Origin of the sequence: Rhabdaerophilum sp. SD176 (assembly GCF_030143245.1) — a bacterium.
Taxonomy (GTDB): Bacteria; Pseudomonadota; Alphaproteobacteria; order Rhizobiales; family Beijerinckiaceae; genus Rhabdaerophilum.
On the sequence record NZ_JARJNS010000001.1, the window covers coordinates 691,263 to 707,500 of the forward strand.

The 16,238-nt window shown below is 65.8% G+C and carries 17 protein-coding genes (1 of these 17 only partly in view); 6 read left to right on the top strand and 11 right to left on the bottom strand.

Going from position 1 to position 16,238, the window contains the following annotated elements; all coding sequences use genetic code 11:
- Positions 1-63: 63 nt before the first annotated feature.
- From fliQ to P0652_RS03470, 4 genes are read right to left on the bottom strand one after another with little or no spacing between them, the layout of a single operon-like run.
- Positions 64-330, bottom strand: a complete 267-nt coding sequence (gene fliQ / locus P0652_RS03455; protein ID WP_284177352.1) for a flagellar biosynthesis protein FliQ — start codon at positions 328-330, stop codon at positions 64-66.
- Positions 330-653, bottom strand: a complete 324-nt coding sequence (gene fliE, locus P0652_RS03460; protein ID WP_284177353.1) for a flagellar hook-basal body complex protein FliE — start codon at positions 651-653, stop codon at positions 330-332. Before fliE ends, fliQ begins: the two co-directional genes overlap by 1 nt.
- A 28-nt stretch (positions 654-681) precedes the next feature.
- A complete protein-coding gene (gene flgC / locus P0652_RS03465; RefSeq protein WP_284177354.1) occupies positions 682-1,092 on the bottom strand; it encodes a flagellar basal body rod protein FlgC in 411 nt (136 codons plus the stop codon).
- A 14-nt stretch (positions 1,093-1,106) separates the two neighbouring features.
- Positions 1,107-1,571 (bottom strand): flagellar basal body protein, encoded by a 465-nt coding sequence (locus P0652_RS03470; protein WP_284177355.1) that lies wholly within the window; start codon positions 1,569-1,571, stop codon positions 1,107-1,109.
- Positions 1,572-1,911: 340 nt separating this feature from the next.
- Here P0652_RS03470 and P0652_RS03475 point away from each other — a divergent pair, with 340 nt between their 5' ends.
- Positions 1,912-3,126 (top strand): hypothetical protein, encoded by a 1,215-nt coding sequence (locus P0652_RS03475; protein ID WP_284177356.1) that lies wholly within the window; start codon positions 1,912-1,914, stop codon positions 3,124-3,126.
- On the top strand, positions 3,123-3,890 hold the full coding sequence (gene fliP / locus P0652_RS03480; RefSeq protein ID WP_284177357.1) for a flagellar type III secretion system pore protein FliP: 768 nt from the start codon (positions 3,123-3,125) through the stop codon (positions 3,888-3,890). The genes P0652_RS03475 and fliP overlap by 4 nt, the downstream gene beginning before the upstream one ends.
- 49 nt (positions 3,891-3,939) lie before the next feature.
- On the opposite strand, the gene P0652_RS03485 is transcribed toward fliP, so the two are convergent.
- The 5 genes from P0652_RS03485 to P0652_RS03505 form a co-directional block, all read right to left on the bottom strand.
- The gene (locus P0652_RS03485) at positions 3,940-7,383 is read right to left on the bottom strand and encodes a tetratricopeptide repeat protein (protein ID WP_284177359.1); all 3,444 of its coding nucleotides are present in this window, start codon (positions 7,381-7,383) and stop codon (positions 3,940-3,942) included.
- A gap of 177 nt (positions 7,384-7,560) precedes the next feature.
- Positions 7,561-8,418 (bottom strand): MotE family protein, encoded by an 858-nt coding sequence (locus P0652_RS03490; protein ID WP_284177360.1) that lies wholly within the window; start codon positions 8,416-8,418, stop codon positions 7,561-7,563.
- Entirely contained in the window at positions 8,415-8,876 is a 462-nt protein-coding gene (locus tag P0652_RS03495) for a DUF6468 domain-containing protein (protein ID WP_284177361.1), read from the bottom strand. The genes P0652_RS03490 and P0652_RS03495 overlap by 4 nt, the downstream gene beginning before the upstream one ends.
- A 3-nt stretch (positions 8,877-8,879) precedes the next feature.
- A complete protein-coding gene (gene fliM / locus P0652_RS03500; RefSeq protein WP_284177362.1) occupies positions 8,880-10,022 on the bottom strand; it encodes a flagellar motor switch protein FliM in 1,143 nt (380 codons plus the stop codon).
- Between the two features lie 47 nt (positions 10,023-10,069).
- Complete coding sequence (locus P0652_RS03505) at positions 10,070-10,576, bottom strand: flagellar basal body-associated FliL family protein (RefSeq protein ID WP_284177363.1); 507 nt, start codon at positions 10,574-10,576, stop codon at positions 10,070-10,072.
- Positions 10,577-10,899: 323 nt separating this feature from the next.
- Between P0652_RS03505 and flgF the strand changes: the two genes are divergently transcribed.
- From flgF to flgH, 4 genes are all read left to right on the top strand, one after another.
- Positions 10,900-11,640, top strand: coding sequence for a flagellar basal-body rod protein FlgF (gene flgF / locus P0652_RS03510; RefSeq protein WP_284177364.1), 741 nt, complete (start codon positions 10,900-10,902; stop codon positions 11,638-11,640).
- 115 nt (positions 11,641-11,755) lie between these two features.
- Positions 11,756-12,547, top strand: coding sequence for a flagellar basal-body rod protein FlgG (gene flgG / locus P0652_RS03515; RefSeq protein WP_284177365.1), 792 nt, complete (start codon positions 11,756-11,758; stop codon positions 12,545-12,547).
- Between the two features lie 11 nt (positions 12,548-12,558).
- On the top strand, positions 12,559-13,539 hold the full coding sequence (flgA, locus tag P0652_RS03520; protein WP_284177366.1) for a flagellar basal body P-ring formation chaperone FlgA: 981 nt from the start codon (positions 12,559-12,561) through the stop codon (positions 13,537-13,539).
- A gap of 84 nt (positions 13,540-13,623) precedes the next feature.
- Complete coding sequence (gene flgH, locus P0652_RS03525) at positions 13,624-14,334, top strand: flagellar basal body L-ring protein FlgH (protein ID WP_502947452.1); 711 nt, start codon at positions 13,624-13,626, stop codon at positions 14,332-14,334.
- A gap of 219 nt (positions 14,335-14,553) precedes the next feature.
- On the opposite strand, the gene P0652_RS03530 is transcribed toward flgH, so the two are convergent.
- Positions 14,554-15,462 carry a diguanylate cyclase gene (locus P0652_RS03530; RefSeq protein WP_284177368.1) on the bottom strand — a complete coding sequence of 303 codons (909 nt, stop codon included), beginning with the start codon at positions 15,460-15,462 and terminating at the stop codon, positions 14,554-14,556.
- 105 nt (positions 15,463-15,567) lie between these two features.
- A protein-coding gene (locus tag P0652_RS03535) for a cobalamin-binding protein (RefSeq protein ID WP_284177369.1) crosses the window boundary here: on the bottom strand, positions 15,568-16,238 show its 3' portion. The gene runs 130 nt beyond the window's last position; the window shows 671 of its 801 coding nt (coding positions 131-801); its start codon lies beyond the right edge, outside the window; it ends in the stop codon at positions 15,568-15,570.

The following is a 16,238-nucleotide window of genomic DNA, read 5'->3' on the forward strand; positions in this document are numbered from 1 at the left end:
AAATGCGAACGCCACACCTGCAGGGGCATGGCGGAAAGCAACGGGGGGCCGCCCGGCAGAAGGTTATCCGACGCCGGAAATCCGCGAGGCGATCCGCGCCATATAGGACGCCATGCCATCGGCCATGAACGGCAGGAGCAACAGAAGGGAGCCGAAAATGGCTACGACCTTCGGCACATAGACGAGGGTCTGCTCCTGGATCTGGGTCAGCGCCTGGAAAAGCGAGATGATCACGCCGACCAGCAACCCGATCACCATGACAGGCATCCCGACCTTGAAGAAGGTCATGATGCCGTCACGGGAGATCTCGATCAGGTCGGCTGGGTTCATCAGATCGGCATCCGCATGATTTCTTCATAGGCGGCGACAACCCGGTCCCGGACCGCAACGAGCGATTCGAGCGCCGCTTCGCTCTCGGCGACTGCAGTAACCACCTCGACGAGATCGGTCGGGCGGCCGGCGGCCGTGGTCATCGCCATGGCATCGGCGCGCTTGCCGGATTCCCGGGCGCGGCCGACCGTGGCCTCGAGCACGTCGGCGAAGCTGTTGCCGGCTTCGCCCGGACGCGTCAGTGCCGCAGCCGGGTTGGAGCTCATCTTCTGGGTCAGGGCATAGGCACTGGCCGCAAGGCTCGGGTTGAGGGTCGTCTTCATGGCATTCTCCATAAACGATTCGAGGGGATTACGCGCGGAGGATGTCGAGCGTCCTGGCCAACATCCGCCGCGTGGTCGAAATAACGTTCAGATTGGCCTCGTAGGACCGCTGCGCTTCGCGCATGTCGAGAGTCTCGATCATGGTGTTGACATTCGGCTTCTGGATGTAGCCGCGCGCATCGGCCATCGGATGGCCTGGTTCGTATTGGGCCTTGAAGGCTGCACGATCGCGCCTTATGCGCCCCAGCTGGACGGTTTCGACACCCATTTCGGCATCGAGCGTCTTCTCGAATGTTGCGACCTTCCGGCGGTAGGGGTCACCCCCCGGCCGCGTCGCGGTCGTGTCGGCATTGGCGATATTCTCGGAAATCACGCGCATGCGCCCGGCCTGGGCACGGAGCCCGGCAGCAGCGACGGCGAGCGAGCGGAAGAAATCCATGGTCCAAGCCCTCCTCAGGCCCTGCGGCCAAGCGCGATCTTCAGCGTGGCGATTCCGCGCTGGTAGATGTTGGCCGCCGTCTGGAAATCGATCTGGTTCTGGGAAACCTTGAGCATCTCGTTCTCAAGATCGACCGCGTTCCCCGAGGGGCGGGTCTCGAAACTGGCGCCGCGATCCACTGTCGCCATGCCGTTGCCGGCAGCCGGCACGATATGGCGCGGATCGGTGACAGCAATGCCACTCTGGGGTGCGTAGCCCGCAAATCCGGTAAGGCGGCGCGCGGCATCGCTGCCGCGCGTGGCCGGGTCGATGCCGAGCTGGCGAATGTCTTTCGGGCGATAGCCGGGCGTATCGGCATTGGCGACGTTCTGCGCCAGCACTTTCTGGCGGGTCTGCAAGAAGCGCATCCGCTCCTTGAGGGCCGCAAAGGTCGCGAGATCCTGAATCATGAACACCTCGGCAATTTCGAACTGGCTCAATGCCAATTCCGGCAATTATTGCCTGCGTCATGGTTAATTCGGAGTTAATGCTAATATATATTTCGGCGGTCATTGTCCGATTTGGGGACAGATCGCCGCGCGCTGGCCCCGGAACGGGCTGTCAGGAGACCCACAGAGCCCGCATCATGGTTAATGGCGGCTCGACACACCGCACGAAGATGCGGATAACCGTGGCACGGAGCTGCACGCGCATTCATTTGGGCGGGAAAACCCTCTATGAGAAGGACTTGGCAGGTTCGCGCTGCCCTCCATCGCATTGCGGCGTTTACTCGCGGGCAGGAGGGCGCTAAGGCCGGATCGACCAGTTGCGGGAGAAGGCATGCAAAGCATCATTGACAAGCTCGGCCTCGGGGAGAGCACGGTCTCGCTGATCCTCTGGATCGGCCTTTCGCTCCTGCTGCTGATCGTGGTGGTGGCGCTCGCCGCCTGGCTCGTCCGCGTGCTGAGGCCGAGCCTCAACCTGGGCGGGAGCGGGCGCGGCGGCCGGCCCCAGCGCCTTGCCGTGACCGACGCCTTCAGCCTGGACAGGGACGGCCGCAAGCTCGTCATCGTCCGGCGCGACAATGTCGAACACCTGCTGCTGATCGGCGGCCCGAATGATGTCCTCGTCGAAGGCAATATCGTTCGGGGCGAGCGGGCAGGCCGCGCCCGGCCGGGTCCGGATGAGCTGGCCTCGATCGTCGAGGGCCTGTCGGCTCCCGAGGCGCCGGTGCGTCCGGAAATGCCGATGGCGCCGGCCAGCTTCCAGCCGCCGCCAGCCCCGGTGGCTCCGCCGCTGCCTGCCGCTCCGCCCCCGGTTTCGCCTCCTTTCGCTCCACCGCGCATGGCTCCGGCACCGATGGCCCCACCGCCTTCGCGGCCAGCCATGACACCCGCGACCATGACACCCGCGGCCATGGCACCCGCGGCCAGTGCCGCGCAGATGGATGACGAGTTCGAGCGCACGCTCGTTTCGTCACCGCCGGCACGTCAAGCGGCCCCGCCGGCCCGTCCGGTGGCCCCGCCCCCGCCTCCTCCTCCGCCTCCGGCAGCGCCGGTGGCTCCGCCGCCGCCTGCCGCTCCGCCCGCTTCAGCAAGTCCGGCGCCTGCGCCGGCGCCGCAGCGCCCGGCCCGGCAGGAGCCAGTCAGCGAAATGGCGCGCCGCCTGAACGAAGTGCTTCAGAAGCCGCTGAGCGGCCAGCTGCGCCCGCCTTTCAACAAGCCGATCCCGCCGGTTCCGTCGACGCCATCCGTCATGCCGTCACCTCCGCCGCCGCCGCCGGCCGCCGCACCGGCACCGGCTGCCGTCGTTGCCAAACCGGCCACGGAGCCGCGCAAGGCCGCGCCGGTCAATTCGCTCGACGAACTCGACCTTCTCGCCAGCATGATCGATCCGCCGAAGGCACCGCCTGCTGCGCCGAGCCAGCCGCCCGCCGCAGCCGCTCCGGTTGCAGCACCGCCGCCGGCAGCCAAACCGGTCGAATCCGACATGGACATGCTGGAAGAAGAAATGGCGCGGCTGCTGGGCCGGCCCAACCCGCCCAAGGCGCCATGACAGCCCGCCAGCCAGGCAACCCGTTCCGGCGCGCGCTCCGGTACGCGGCCATCCCGGCCGGCTTCTTTCTCGCGGCCTGCGGCATGGCCTATGCGCAGGATATCTCGATCAATTTTGGTGGCACCGGCGTCAGCGAACGGGCGCTCCAGCTCGTCGCCCTGCTGACTGTCCTGTCGCTGGCGCCGTCGATCCTGATCATGGTCACATCCTTCGCCCGGATCGTGATCGTCCTGTCGCTGCTCCGCATGGCGATCGGCACCCAGTCCGCGCCGCCGAACACGGTGCTGACCGGGCTCGCCCTGTTTCTCACCGCCTTCATCATGGCGCCGACCTTCCAGGCCTCCTACGAGGCCGGCATCCAACCGCTGATTGCCGGGCAGATCCGCGAGGTGGAAGCCTTCGAGCGGGCATCCCAGCCCTTCAAGCAGTTCATGCTGAAGCATGTGCGCCCGACCGATCTTGAGCTTTTTCTCGATCTCTCGCGCCAGCCCCGGCCGACCACGCCCGATGCCACGCCGCTCGGCAGCCTCGTGCCAGCCTTCATGATCTCGGAATTGCGGCGGGCCTTCGAGATCGGGTTCCTGCTCTTCCTGCCCTTCCTGATCATCGACCTTGTCGTATCGTCGATCCTGATTTCGATGGGCATGATGATGGTGCCACCGGCAATGGTCTCGCTGCCGTTCAAGCTGATCTTCTTCGTGCTTGTCGATGGCTGGCGGCTGGTCGCCGGCTCCCTCGTCCAGAGCTTCGGACAGATCGGATAGCGCCCCTTCCGGGGCGGCATCGAGGTTGAAACGACTGCCGCCCTGCGGATCAGCCGTTGCCCGGCGGCGGAAGCGGCTGCGCGGCCGGTTCGCGCCGGTCAAGAACCGACTGGCGGCCATCGCCCGCGCTGCGGACCGGTCGGGCGGAGCCGGCAGTTTCCGGATAGCGCTTCCGGTAGGAGGCCATGAACTCCACCATCGTATCAGCGCTGACCACCGCCCGCGCCACGTCGCGGAAGGCCTGCGGCCGCGTCAGGTTGTCGGTCGCGATCAGCCGGAACGCGCCGGCATCCTCGGTCTGGCTCATCTTCGCGAGGTATCGCCCGCGAAGCCGGTCAAGCGACAGCTTCTCGTCGCCCAGCACATAGGCCAGCCCGGCCCGCAAGGCATCAAGGCGCTGCCCTTCATTGAGCGGGTCGGCGCTCTGCCAGGATTCGCCCAGCACCCGCTCATAGGATTCGCCGGCCTCGCGCCAGCGCTTGCCCTTCCAGAAGATATCCGCGCGCAGGCGCTCGACATCCTCGCCGTGGTCATTGGCCAGCACCTCGATCGCGAGATCGGTACGGAACAGGTCGCCCAGCGCGCGGGCTTCCAGCAGGGCCCTCGGCCGGCGCAGATCCTCCGGCAGCGAGGCCAGCCGGGTACCACGGAGCACCGTGAGCGCCTTGGCCGGCTGGCGGTTCTGCAGATGCATCACGGCAAGCCGCGCCGCAACGGAAGCGCGGGCCACACCCTCAAGCCGATTCTTGACCTGATGCTCGAGGATTTCGGCCGCCTCGTTGACGAGGTCAAGCTCGTGCAGCCGGTCTGCCAGCCGTCGGGCAATCTCGTCGCCGCGGCGGCCCACCGGCATCAGCGAGCGGAATTCCTGATAGAGCGCCAGCGCCTCGACCTTAGGCAGCTTGTCCGCCTCGTTGTCGAGGAACAGGTTCTCGAACCGCCGGCCCATCGCATCCTCGAGGCGGCGCGTGGCCGGATGCTCGGGCATGATCTGGCTGGCACGCTGCGCCATCAGGAAGGCCTCGCGCCAGCGCCCGTCCTTGGCATACATCTCGCCGAGAAGTTCCAGCGACTTCACTTCCACTTCCGTCCGGCGCCAGATCGTGCTCAGCGTCTCGAATTCGGAACGGGCATCCTCCGGTTGCAATTTGCCCTCGGCCAGGCCCGAAACCGCGCGGCCAAACCGCGCCTCGGCCTCGATCGCCCGGTCGCGCGAGGTCATCGCCACCGAATAGGCGTGATAGGCCTCGCCATGGCGGCCCTGCATCTCGGCGAGGCGGCCGGCGAGCAATTGCTGGAGATTGGGGTCGCGATAGCGCGTATCGACCTTGTCAAAGCCCTGCAGCATCTCCCGCGCGAAGGAGACATCCTTCGCCTCGATGGCAGCGGTGACCGCAATCGGGCGGAACAGGGCCTGCAGGGGCTCGGGATAGCGGTCCATTTCCTGCGTGGCCTGGCGGAAATGCGCATTGGCCTGCGGGTAGCGCATGGCCTTGGCATCGACGATGGCTTGCAGCAGCTTCTGCTCGCCCTCCATGGCAATGGCGGGGTCGTTCAGCAGGCGTCCGGCCTCGACAAGGCGGTTCATCATCGTCGCGGCGAAGGCGCGGAGGAACACGATCTGCTTGGTCGCGGCCGCAGATTTGTCATCGGCAGCCAGCACGTCGAGTACGGCCTGCGCTTCCGGATAGAGCGCGTTGGACAGGTAGAACCGTGCCAGTTTGGCCCGGGCCTCGCTGCGCGTGACGCGCGGCGATTCCGCCGCCGCGCGGATGAGTTCGCGTTCGATCTTGCGGATCGAGCCACGCGAATCCTCGGTCCAGCCATCGATGTCGAGCATCAGCGGCCGGACGGCGCGCGGTCCTTCCGCCGCTTCCTGCGGCAGGGCGGAGAGGTTGAGCCGGATCTCGTGCCCGATCAGCACGGTCTCGGGCTGCCGGCGCAGGACGACCGATTCATCCTTCGGCAGCAGGGCAAAGCCGGAAAGGGTCGGTTCGATCTCGAATTCGGCGAATTGCATGCCCCGCAGCGAAGCAAGGGCGGCATGCGGCACCGGCACCATGGCCAGCCTTTGGCCCGTGGCCGGATCATCGATCATGTAAAGCGCGCCGACCGGACCGACCGGCGCCTCGAGCGATTCCCGGCCGTTACTGTCAAAGGCGCGGCGCAGGGCGATCGGCTGCGGTGAATGCACCTCGCCCGGGCCGGTTGTCACCCCGCGATGGATCACCAGATCCTCACCCTCGCGCGTCAGCCAGAAGCGCCCGTCACGCGCCGGCTGCAGGCGCAGGAGCGTCGCACCCTGCATCCGGCTGAGCGCGACAGATTCCACCGCACCGGCCTGGGGAGCCGGCACGACAGGGTTGTTGAGCGATTCGGCCGTCTCGATCAGCACGAACAATGTCTTGCCGCGCTGGACGATCGCGACCGGCGCATCACGCAGGTCGGCAAGGCGGAGGGCAAAGCCCTCGCTGCCCTCGCCGGCCTCGATCCGGGCCTCGATCGGGCGCTGGGCAGCAAGTTCGGTGGTCGTCACCTGACGGGGCGGCTCGGCGCGGGCGGCCATCTGCCGCTGGGCATCGGTCTCGCCGGCGGGCAAGGCAGCGGGCGCGGTGCCCGGCATAACGGCGGTGCGGGCCGGCGGTGTGGCCGGCGCAGCAGGAGCGGCCGCAGCCGGCGTTGCAGGTGCAGCCGGGCCGGCCGGAGCCTCGGCGCGGGGCGAATCGGCATCCATCGGCTGGCCGTCCGCACGCGAGAAATCGAGCGTCAGCGAATCATCCTCGCGGAAGGCCCGGAGCTTCAGCCCGTCCGCGGGCTGGAGGATCACCCGGAGGGTATCCTCGCCGGCCTCGACCTCGACATTCTGGATCAGCCCGGCCATCCGGGCCCGCACAACCTCGCGCGACAGCTGGAAATTGCCATCGAACACGATGGTCATCTTCCCGTCCTTTGTCGTGTGGTCGACAGGGGCCGTCCAGGGCATCTGGAAGATCGCGCGCCGGAATTGCGGCGTGGAGCCGACCTTGATCTCGATATCGCGGTTGAGCTTGCGCTCGGCCTCGCGCTGGATCTTGCGCAGCTGGTCCTCGGCCAGCCGCGCGCGGCGGACGAGATCCTGCACCACCTCGGCCGGCAGTGCCGGCGGCAGGCCCTGCCAGCGCGGCGGCAGCAGGTCGATATAGACGCGCTCGCCGGCCGGCTTCATATCGATCTTGTAGCGGTCATTCAGGCCGAAGCGAAGCGACTTGCCGTCCGGGTCAGCCCGCGCGATCGAGACATAATTGGGCAACTGGGTGTTGAGCTTGTCGAGATCGACCGTGACCGGCTCCTCGAACTCGACAATCAGGACGGAGTTGACGATCCGGGCCCGGGCAGGGACTTCCTTGTCGAGCGAGAAGACAATGCGCCCGAAGCCCTGCATCTCGGAGCCGACAACAAGGCCGCGCGCAGCGAGCGCTGCGCTGACCCCGAGCCCGATGGCGAGGGCTGCCATGCCCACGCGGGCGGCCAGTGACCTGAGGAGAGAAGCGGCGGCAGAACGATTACGCAACACGGGACTGACCACACTCGAAAGGAAACGCGTGGTTACATCCTAGGCGTTCATGCCTAACGGCAGATTAACCCTGCCTGCCGTTGTTGATCGAAGCGTCGATTATTCCGGCGCTTGCCTTCAGCGGCGCGGCGCGTTCGGCGCGGGCAGCCTTTCCAGTTCCGTGCTGGCGGGTTGCGCGGCCGTCTCGGCGAGTTGGGCATCGCCCTGTGCCGCCTGGCGGGCCAGCGCGATTGTCAGCTTCTCGGCCGCGGCAGCATCCATCACTGCCATGATTTCCGAGACCTTGCGCGGGTTCATATGGCCGACAAGATCCATGAGGATGCGGGTATCGAGCCGGTCGAACACGCGGGCCGCCTCTTTCGGCTTCATGCTCTCGTACATGACGACAAGCGGCTTGTAGCGGGTTTTGACGTCGTTCTTGTTGCCGCCCTGGCCAAGCTGGGTTTCAAGCGTCCGAAGCTCGCCGATCCGCTCGTCAAGCTTGCGCTCGCTCATGCGGAGCAGGTTGTCACGCAATTCGAGATCGCGGTCCTTCGATTCAATCTCGTTGCGGCGGTTGCGCAGGCGCTCCAGCAGCGCGCGTTCCTCCGCACTGCCGCCGGCCTGGGCGACCGCGCCGGGATTCTGCGGCACAACGATGCGGGTGCCTTCCGGTTCGGCCTTGGCCTTCAGGTCGGCCCGTGCCTTGTCAATCCGTGCCTGCTCTTCCGGCGTGACATTGGCGCCCGGGGCGGGGATGTCCTCGTCCTTCTTCGCCGGCTCGTCCTTCTTCTTGGTGATGGCGCCGGTGATGATCTGTTCGTCCGGGTTGCCCTCACGCGCCGCCGTGATGACGCGGGAGAAGGACGCACCGTTGGCTTCCCTCGACTGGAAGGAGCTTTGCGGCGGGGCATCGAGCGCCAGCTGCAGCAGCTTCAGCGACAGCAGCGAGACCATGCCGAAAACAAGGACAGGAAGCAGGCGGAGCCGTGTCATGCCACGTTATCCCGTTGGGTCGGATCAGCCACGCGCGACTGGGCCTGGGTGGCAAGCGCCTGCGCGGTGGCAAGGGTCTGGTTGATGCGGGACAGGCCACGCTGGCCGGCGGCCGCGTCGGCGGCCGGCACACCGGTCGTGGAGACGATCCGGCTGATCCGGTTGAGGATGTCATCGCCCGAGCGGATCTGGTCCTCGAGATCGGCGGTGTAGCGCTCGGCCACGCGCAGCCGCTCGGCCAGGGTGCGGTCGCAATCGCCCAGCGTGGCGCGCAGCGCGTCGATGGCCCGCTCGGCGCGCTCGGTGGCCGCGCCGAGTTCCACTACCGTCTTGCGCATGACGGCCTCGTCCTGCCGGACCTGCCGCAGCCGCCGGTCGAGCATGATGCAATAGCCGATGGTGACGACCAGCAGGCCGACAACCATCAATTCAATGACCAACCCGAGATTGCCTGCCATATGTCACCTGTCGCGCCGCACGGAAGCGCCCTGTTCGAAAGCTGCGAAGGTCGTCTTCGACCGTTTGAGAGGCTTGGCGATTTCGATCGCCATATTGTCACCCATTCTCCCGATTCGCCCCTGCGTGACCAGCATGTCACCGCAACGGAGCGTCACAAGGGGGTCACCGCGGACATCGAAGACGAGCGTATCGCCGACCTTGAGGTCGAGCACCTTCTTCACCGGCATCTGGGTTTCATGGAGAACGGCATCGATATCGAGCTTGGCCTGCCAGATCTCGCTGGCGAGATGCCCTTCCCAGATATGGTCGCGGCCGAGCTTTTCCCCCATATAGCTCTGGAGGAGCAATTCGCGGATCGGCTCGATCGTGGCATAGGGGAGCAGCAGCTCCACACGCCCGCCGCGGCCTTCGAGGTCGATGGCCAGTGCGATCAGGATGGCGGCATTGGCCGGCCGGGTGATCGAGGCGAAGCGCGGGTTGGTCTCGATGCGCTCGGCAAGGAACTTCACCGGCGAGAGCGGCTGGAAAGCCTGCTCGGCCTCTCCGAGGACCAGGTCGAGCAGCCTTTTGACGAGGCTGACCTCAACCGTGGTGTAGGGCCGGCCCTCGATGCGGAAATTCGACAGGCCTCGACGCCCGCCCAGCAGCACGTCCATGACGAGATAGATCAGATCGGAATCGATCGTCACCAGCCCGTAGTTTTCCCAGGGCTCGGCCTTGAACACCGAGAGGATGGTCGGCAGCGGCAGCGACGAGACATAGTCGCCGAAGCGGACAGAGGTCACGTCGTCGAGGCTGACTTCGACATTGTCCGAGAAGAAGGAGCGCAGGCTGGTCGTCAGCGTCCGCACGAGGCGGTCGAAGACGATTTCGAGCATCGGCAGGCGCTCGTAGGACACCACCGTCGAATCGACGATGGCGCGCACGCCGTTCTGCTTCGACTGGTCGGCATCTTCCGGGTCGAACCCGAAGATCGTGTCCACTTCTTCCTGGTCGAGGAAGAGCCCGGTACCGAGATCGAGGTCCAGGCCCGCATCCGCCGGACGGGTATCAAGGCCGGTTTCCTGGCCATCGCCGGATTCACCGAGTGCCTTGGCCCATTCGTCGGCAAGATCGTCCTGGGTCTGATCGGGAGTGTCTGCCACGTGTCTTTCTCCGCTATGCTCGTCGAGGCCGCGATAACCGCGTCAGCTCACTGAACCAGCACGTCCTTGAACAGGATGGCTTCCACCCGGGCCGGATAGATCGCGGCATTGATCCGCCGCACCAGTTCTTCCTTGAGGCGATAGAGCCCCGCCGATCCCTCGAGATCCGAGGGGCGAAGCTCGCGCAGGAAGATCTGGAAATTGTCCATCACGCGCGGCATCAGCGGCTGGATCTCGGCGACCATCTTCTGGTCCTCGAGTTCGAGCGCCACCTTCATCTTCAGATAGACCGGCCGCTCCTGGCCGGGCACCATCGCGAGGTTGGTGGTGATTTCCGGAAGATCGAAGAACACCATCTTCTTGGCGGTCGAGGCCGCTTGCTTGCCGGCGCCCTTGCCAAGGAAGATATAGGCCCCGCCGCCCGCCGCGATCAGCGCCACGAGGGCCGCCGCGCCGAACAGCATCATTTTCTTTTTCTTGGGCATCGGGGCGGCCTTGGAGGCCTCCTTCCCTTCAGCCGGGATCTGGTCCGCATTCGCCACGTCGGTCGCCATGTTCTCGCCCTAACTGGTGGTGGTCTGCCTGGTGCGGTTCCGGAATCGGTGCCGCCGTCAGAGCTGACCTTGGCGGACCATGGTTAACGATTGCTTTCCAAATGGCCCTGCCCGGCAAATTTTGCCTGATCCTTTTTGCCGGCTGGCAATTCCGCCCTACAGGATGGCGACAGGGGGTTTCGATTATCCCTCTGTTTTACCGACATTTTTATCGAAACCTCGCTCTGGCACGCCCCTTGTTATGGTTAAAGGCATCGGCAGGTTCTTGCGCTGGGGAGCGAGGAGAACAGGCCACCACTCGAGGAGCAAAGGGAGTCCGTTCCATGGAGAACGTTCTTCTCGTCAGCCTGTCGCGCCAGATGGCGCTCAGGCGAGAATTGGATGTCATCGCGAACAATGTCGCGAATGCGCAGACGAACGGCTTCAAGCGCCGCTCGGCTGACAGCCGTGAATTCCAGATGCCGAAAGCCGCCGCGGAAACGTTCAAGCGCGGCGAGGACCGGCGCGTTTCCTTCGTCGTCGACCGCGGCACGCCGCTCGACATGTCCCTCGGCACCGTTGAGCCGACGGGCAATCCGCTGGACATTGCCATCAACGGCGATGCCTTCCTGGTGGTGCAGACGCCGAATGGCGAACGCTTCACCCGCAACGGTGCGCTGATGGTCAATGCCAACGGCCAGCTCGTGAACAGCGACGGGTTCCCCGTGCTCGGCGAGCAAGGCGTCTACCAGTTCAACGCCGACGAGCGCGACCTTGCCGTCGCGCCGGATGGCAACGTCACCTCGTCCAACGGCAACCGGGGCCGGCTGCGCCTCGTGCGCTTCGAGAACCCGCAGGTGCTCGAGAATGCGGGGTCGAATCTCTTCACCACCCAGGTCCAGCCGCAGCCTGCTTTGCAGGCGCGCGTGCAGTCGGGCTTCCTGGAACGGTCGAATGTGCGTCCGGTCGTCGAGATCAGCCGGATGATCGAGGTCACGCGTCAGTACCAGAGCATCGCAGGCCTGATCGGGCGGCAGGATGAAATCCGCCGCTCGGCCATCCAGCGCCTGGGCGAGCCCATCTGAGTAAGGCCGGCCCCGTCGGCCGGCTCTCCGTCACCCGAGTTCATGTTCACGAGGCCGCGATCGCGGGCGCGTTACCCGGCGCGCGGCCGTCCCGAAATTCAGAAGGAAGATCCCCATGCGCGCGCTTTACACGGCCGCCACCGGCATGAAGGCCCAGGAAAAGAGTGTCGAAGTCATCTCGAACAACGTCGCCAACATGCGGACGACGGGGTTCAAGCGGCAGATGATCCATTTCCAGGATCTGCTCTACGATCACCAGCGCCGGGCCGGCGCCCCGACCTCGGACCAGAACACCCAGGCCCCGGCCGGCGTTTTCGTCGGCTCGGGCACCCGGGTCGTCGCCACACCGCGCATCATGTCACAGGGCAACATCACCCAGACCGAGCGCACCTATGATCTCGCCATCCGCGGCGAGGGCTTCTTCCGCGTTCAGATGCCCGATGGCCGCACGGCCTATGCCCGCGACGGCGGCTTCGAGACCGACGCCCAGGGCCGGATCGTGACGAAGGAAGGCTATCTGGTCGATCCGGGCATCACCATCCCGCAGGATGCGACCAGCGTGGCCATCAACCAGCAGGGACAGGTTTCCGCGCTCCTGCCGGGCAATGCCCAGCCGCAGCTGCTCGGCCAGATCAGCCTTGCCCGCTTCATCAACAAGACGGGCCTCGAATCGATCGGCGACAACCTCTATCTCGAGACGGCGGGCTCCGGCCCGGCCATCGAGGGCACGCCAGGCGGCGAGGGCTTCGGCAACCTCCAGCAGGGCTATCTCGAGGAATCGAACGTCAATGCGGTGACCGAGATCGCCGCCATGATCCAGGCCCAGCGCGCCTACGAACTCAATTCCAAGATCATCACCGGGGCCGATCAGATGCTGTCGTCCACCGCGCAGATGTATCGCGCCTGAGGAGGCTCACCATGCGGATCGCAACTCTCCTCTCCGGCGCGGGCCTCGCTCTCGCGCTCCTCTCTGGCACTGCTCTGGCCGAGACGTTGCGGCTCCGGGCGGAATCCGTCGTCGATGGCGAGGAGGTCCGCCTGGGCCATCTCATCGAGGGCATCGACCCCAGCGCCGATGTTCCGGTCTTCCGGGCCCCCGCGCCGGGTGCCCGGGGCACCATCCGTGCGGATCGCGTCATCGCCGCCGCCCGGGACATGGGCATCACCGGCATCGATGCCGGCTCGCTCGTCACCATCACCGTCCACCGGCCCGGCCGCGTCATCTCCCGGCTGGACCTGCAGGGCATCATCGCCAAGGCCTTGGCCGAGCGCGGGGCACGCGGCGATCTTGAGGTCACGCTTGATGATCACCTCGCTGCCCGCACGGTCGATGCCGCCCGGCGCGAGGAAATCCGCGTCGCCAGGCTGGTGCGTGATTCCGTCAGCGGCCGCTTCGAGGCGCGTGTTGTCCTCGCCGGCGATCCGACCTCCGAGGGCTGGACGCTGACCGGTTCGGTGGTGGAAACCCGCGAGATCGCGGTGCCCGCCCAGGATCTCGAGCGCGGCGATGCCATCGAGGCGCGCAAGCTGGTGCTGGTCCGTCGCCCGGTCAACCGGATCGGCAATGACGTGCTGACGGCCGATGCCGACCTGACCGGCATGATCCCCCGTCGCACGCTCAAGGCGGGCGAGCCGATCCGCAATTCCGATCTCGCCAAGCCGATTCTGGTCGAGAAGAACCAGCTCGTCACTGTTCTCTACAGTTCCAACGGGCTCACCCTTTCGATGCGCGGGCGTTCGCAGAATGCCGGCTCGATGGGCGATGCCATCCGCGTGCAGAACCCGCAATCCAAGCGGATCGTCGAGGGTGTCGTGACGGGTCAGGCCCAGATCACCATCAGCGCCCCGCCGGCCCCGACCCCGAACCTCGCGGAAGCGGCGCCCGCCGCCCGCCGCTGATTGCTTCAGTAAAGGATCTCTGTGATGACCCGTCCCACCGCCTCCTCCGCCCACATTGCGGCCCGACTCGGTTCGCTCGCCCTGATGGGGATCGGCCTTTCCGCCTGCAGCAGCTTGGACAGGCTGGCCAATGTCGGCAAGGCGCCGTCGCTCTCGGCGATCGAAAACCCGACAGCACAGCCCGGCTACCGCCCGGTCCAGATGCCGATGCCGGCCCCGAAGCCCATGAGCTACCAGGCCAACTCACTCTGGCGCACCGGCAGCCGCGCCTTCTTCAAGGACCAGCGCGCCCAGCAGGTTGGCGACCTCCTCACCGTCCGCGTCCGCATTACCGACAAGGCCGCCATCGACAACACGACCTCGCGCAAGCGCACCAATGACGAGGGGCTCGATGTCGAGGGCTTCTTCGGGCAGGAGGACCGGCTGAACAAGATCTTCGCCAAGGGTGCGACCGGCAAGGGCCTGGTCGATCTCGGCTCGACCAGTTCATCCAAGGGCGAAGGCACGGTGAAACGCTCCGAGCAACTCGTCACCGATATTGCCGCTGTTGTGACGCAGGTCCTGCCGAACGGAAACCTTGTGATCGAGGGCAAGCAGGAAGTCCGCGTCAACTTCGAAGTGCGTGAACTGGTCGTGGCCGGCGTCGTCCGCCCGGAAGACATCGAGGCCGGCAACCAGATCGATTCCACCAAGATCGCCCAGCAGCGCATCGCCTATGGCGGCCGCGGGCAGATCACCGATGTCCAGCAGCCGCGCCTCGGCCAGCAGGTCCTCGATATCGTGCTGCCCTTCTGACCTTCCCGAAAGACCGGCGCCTGTCCATGCAGGCGCCGCTCCTGCCCCACGCGAACCGGTCTCGCGTATCGCGTGGGCACGGCATCCCGCGCCCCTCGCTCCCCCCTTTGCGGGCCCCGATGCCTGACAGCCCCCGGAATTCTGCTCCTCGCGGTTCCGGGGGTTCTTCTTTTTCGGGTTGGCTTGCTGTCGCGGGGCCGTTGCGAGGGTCCCAGAGAATCAAGCCACCAACGCGTGGCGGATTTCCTGGCGGTGCTCGCCACCGGACGAGGCGGAAATCGTGACGCGGTTGCGGCCGGCCGATTTGGAGGCATAAAGCGCGATATCGGCGTTCTTCATCGTCTGGTCGAACTCGGTACCCGGCCAGCGCTCTGCGACACCGACACTGGCGGTGATGGCAAGCGGGCCGGCACAGGTTTCCACGGGCGTCGACGCGATAACATTGCGGATGAGTTCGGCCAGCTCGCCGGCCTTGTTGCCATCGCCTGCCAGGACAACCGCGAATTCCTCGCCACCGAGCCGAGCGAAGGCCCGGTCAGCGCGGGCCAGCCGGGCGCCAACCTCGCGCAGCACGTCATCGCCGGCATCATGGCCATAGCGGTCATTGACCTGTTTGAAATAGTCGATGTCGAGCATGACAACCGAGCGCACGGTGTCGGCATCCTTCATCCGGTCCAGCTCCTCGAAGAAGGAGCGCCGGTTCCGAAGGCCCGTCAGCGCGTCGTAATTGGCGAAACGGATCAGCTGGCGCTGCGCCTGGATCAGGCGTGAGGCCGAACGCAGCCGCGCCAGCAGCTCGTTCCGGTTCGGCGGCTTGTTGATGAAGTCATCCGCGCCGGAATCCAGCGCCTCGACCAGTTTGGCCTCCTCGCGCGAGGATGAGAGCACGATCACATAGAGCGGCCGCCCGTTATCGGCATGCAGCCGGGCTTCCCAGCACAGTTCAAGACCGGACATGGTCGCGAATTCGATGGCCGTGATGAGGACATCGATATCCTCATCGCTCTGCAGCGCCTCGAGTGCCGCCTCGGCGGTATCGACCGGGATCAGCGTGTAGCCCTCCTGCGCGAGCATGCCGGACACGATCGTCCGCCCAATTCGCGTCGGTTCGGCAAGAAGGACACGCATCGGGCGAAAAGCTCCACTCTGGGCCACACAACCCTGAGCAATCCCCGGAAACTGCTACAAACCCGTAAACTCGATGGTTTGCGGGATAGCCACCTCAGGGTTTGTTTAATTTTTTACCTTGCCCCGGGTCTGGTTGATCGCCCGGACCAGTCCATCAAGCCCGTCGGTCAGAGCGGCAGGACCCGGCTGCAAGATCAGGGGCGACTTGATCTCCACAATCTGCCCGGTTCGGACAGCAGGGATCTCCTCCCAGCCCGGACGGGAGCGGATAGCCTCCGTCGAGACCTTCTTCCCACACCACGACGCCACGATCACTTCGGGCGCGGCCGCGATCACGGCTTCCGGCGTTACGATTCGCTCCTGGGCTGCGCCATGCCGGGCCCGATCGACGAAAACGTCGATGCCCCCAGCCACACTGATCAGCTCCGATACCCAGCCAATCGCGCTGATCATCGGGCGATCCCATTCCTCGAAATAGACAGGAACTTTCGGCAAAACCGCCTGAGCCGCCTGGATATCGGCGAGCCGCGCCTCAAGCGTCACCGCAAGATCCTCGCTCTTGTCACGGGCGCCCACCATCGCCCCGAGAAGGCGGATCATTGCCAGGATCCCCGCCACATCCCGCTGGTTGAAGGCGTGTACTGGCAATCCTGCTCGAACGAGATCCGCGACGATCGGCGCCTGCAGATCCGAAAAAGCGAGCACGAGATCGGGCTCGAGTGCCTGGATCCGCGGGAGATCAGCTGATGTGAAAGCGGAAACGCGCGGCTTTTCGC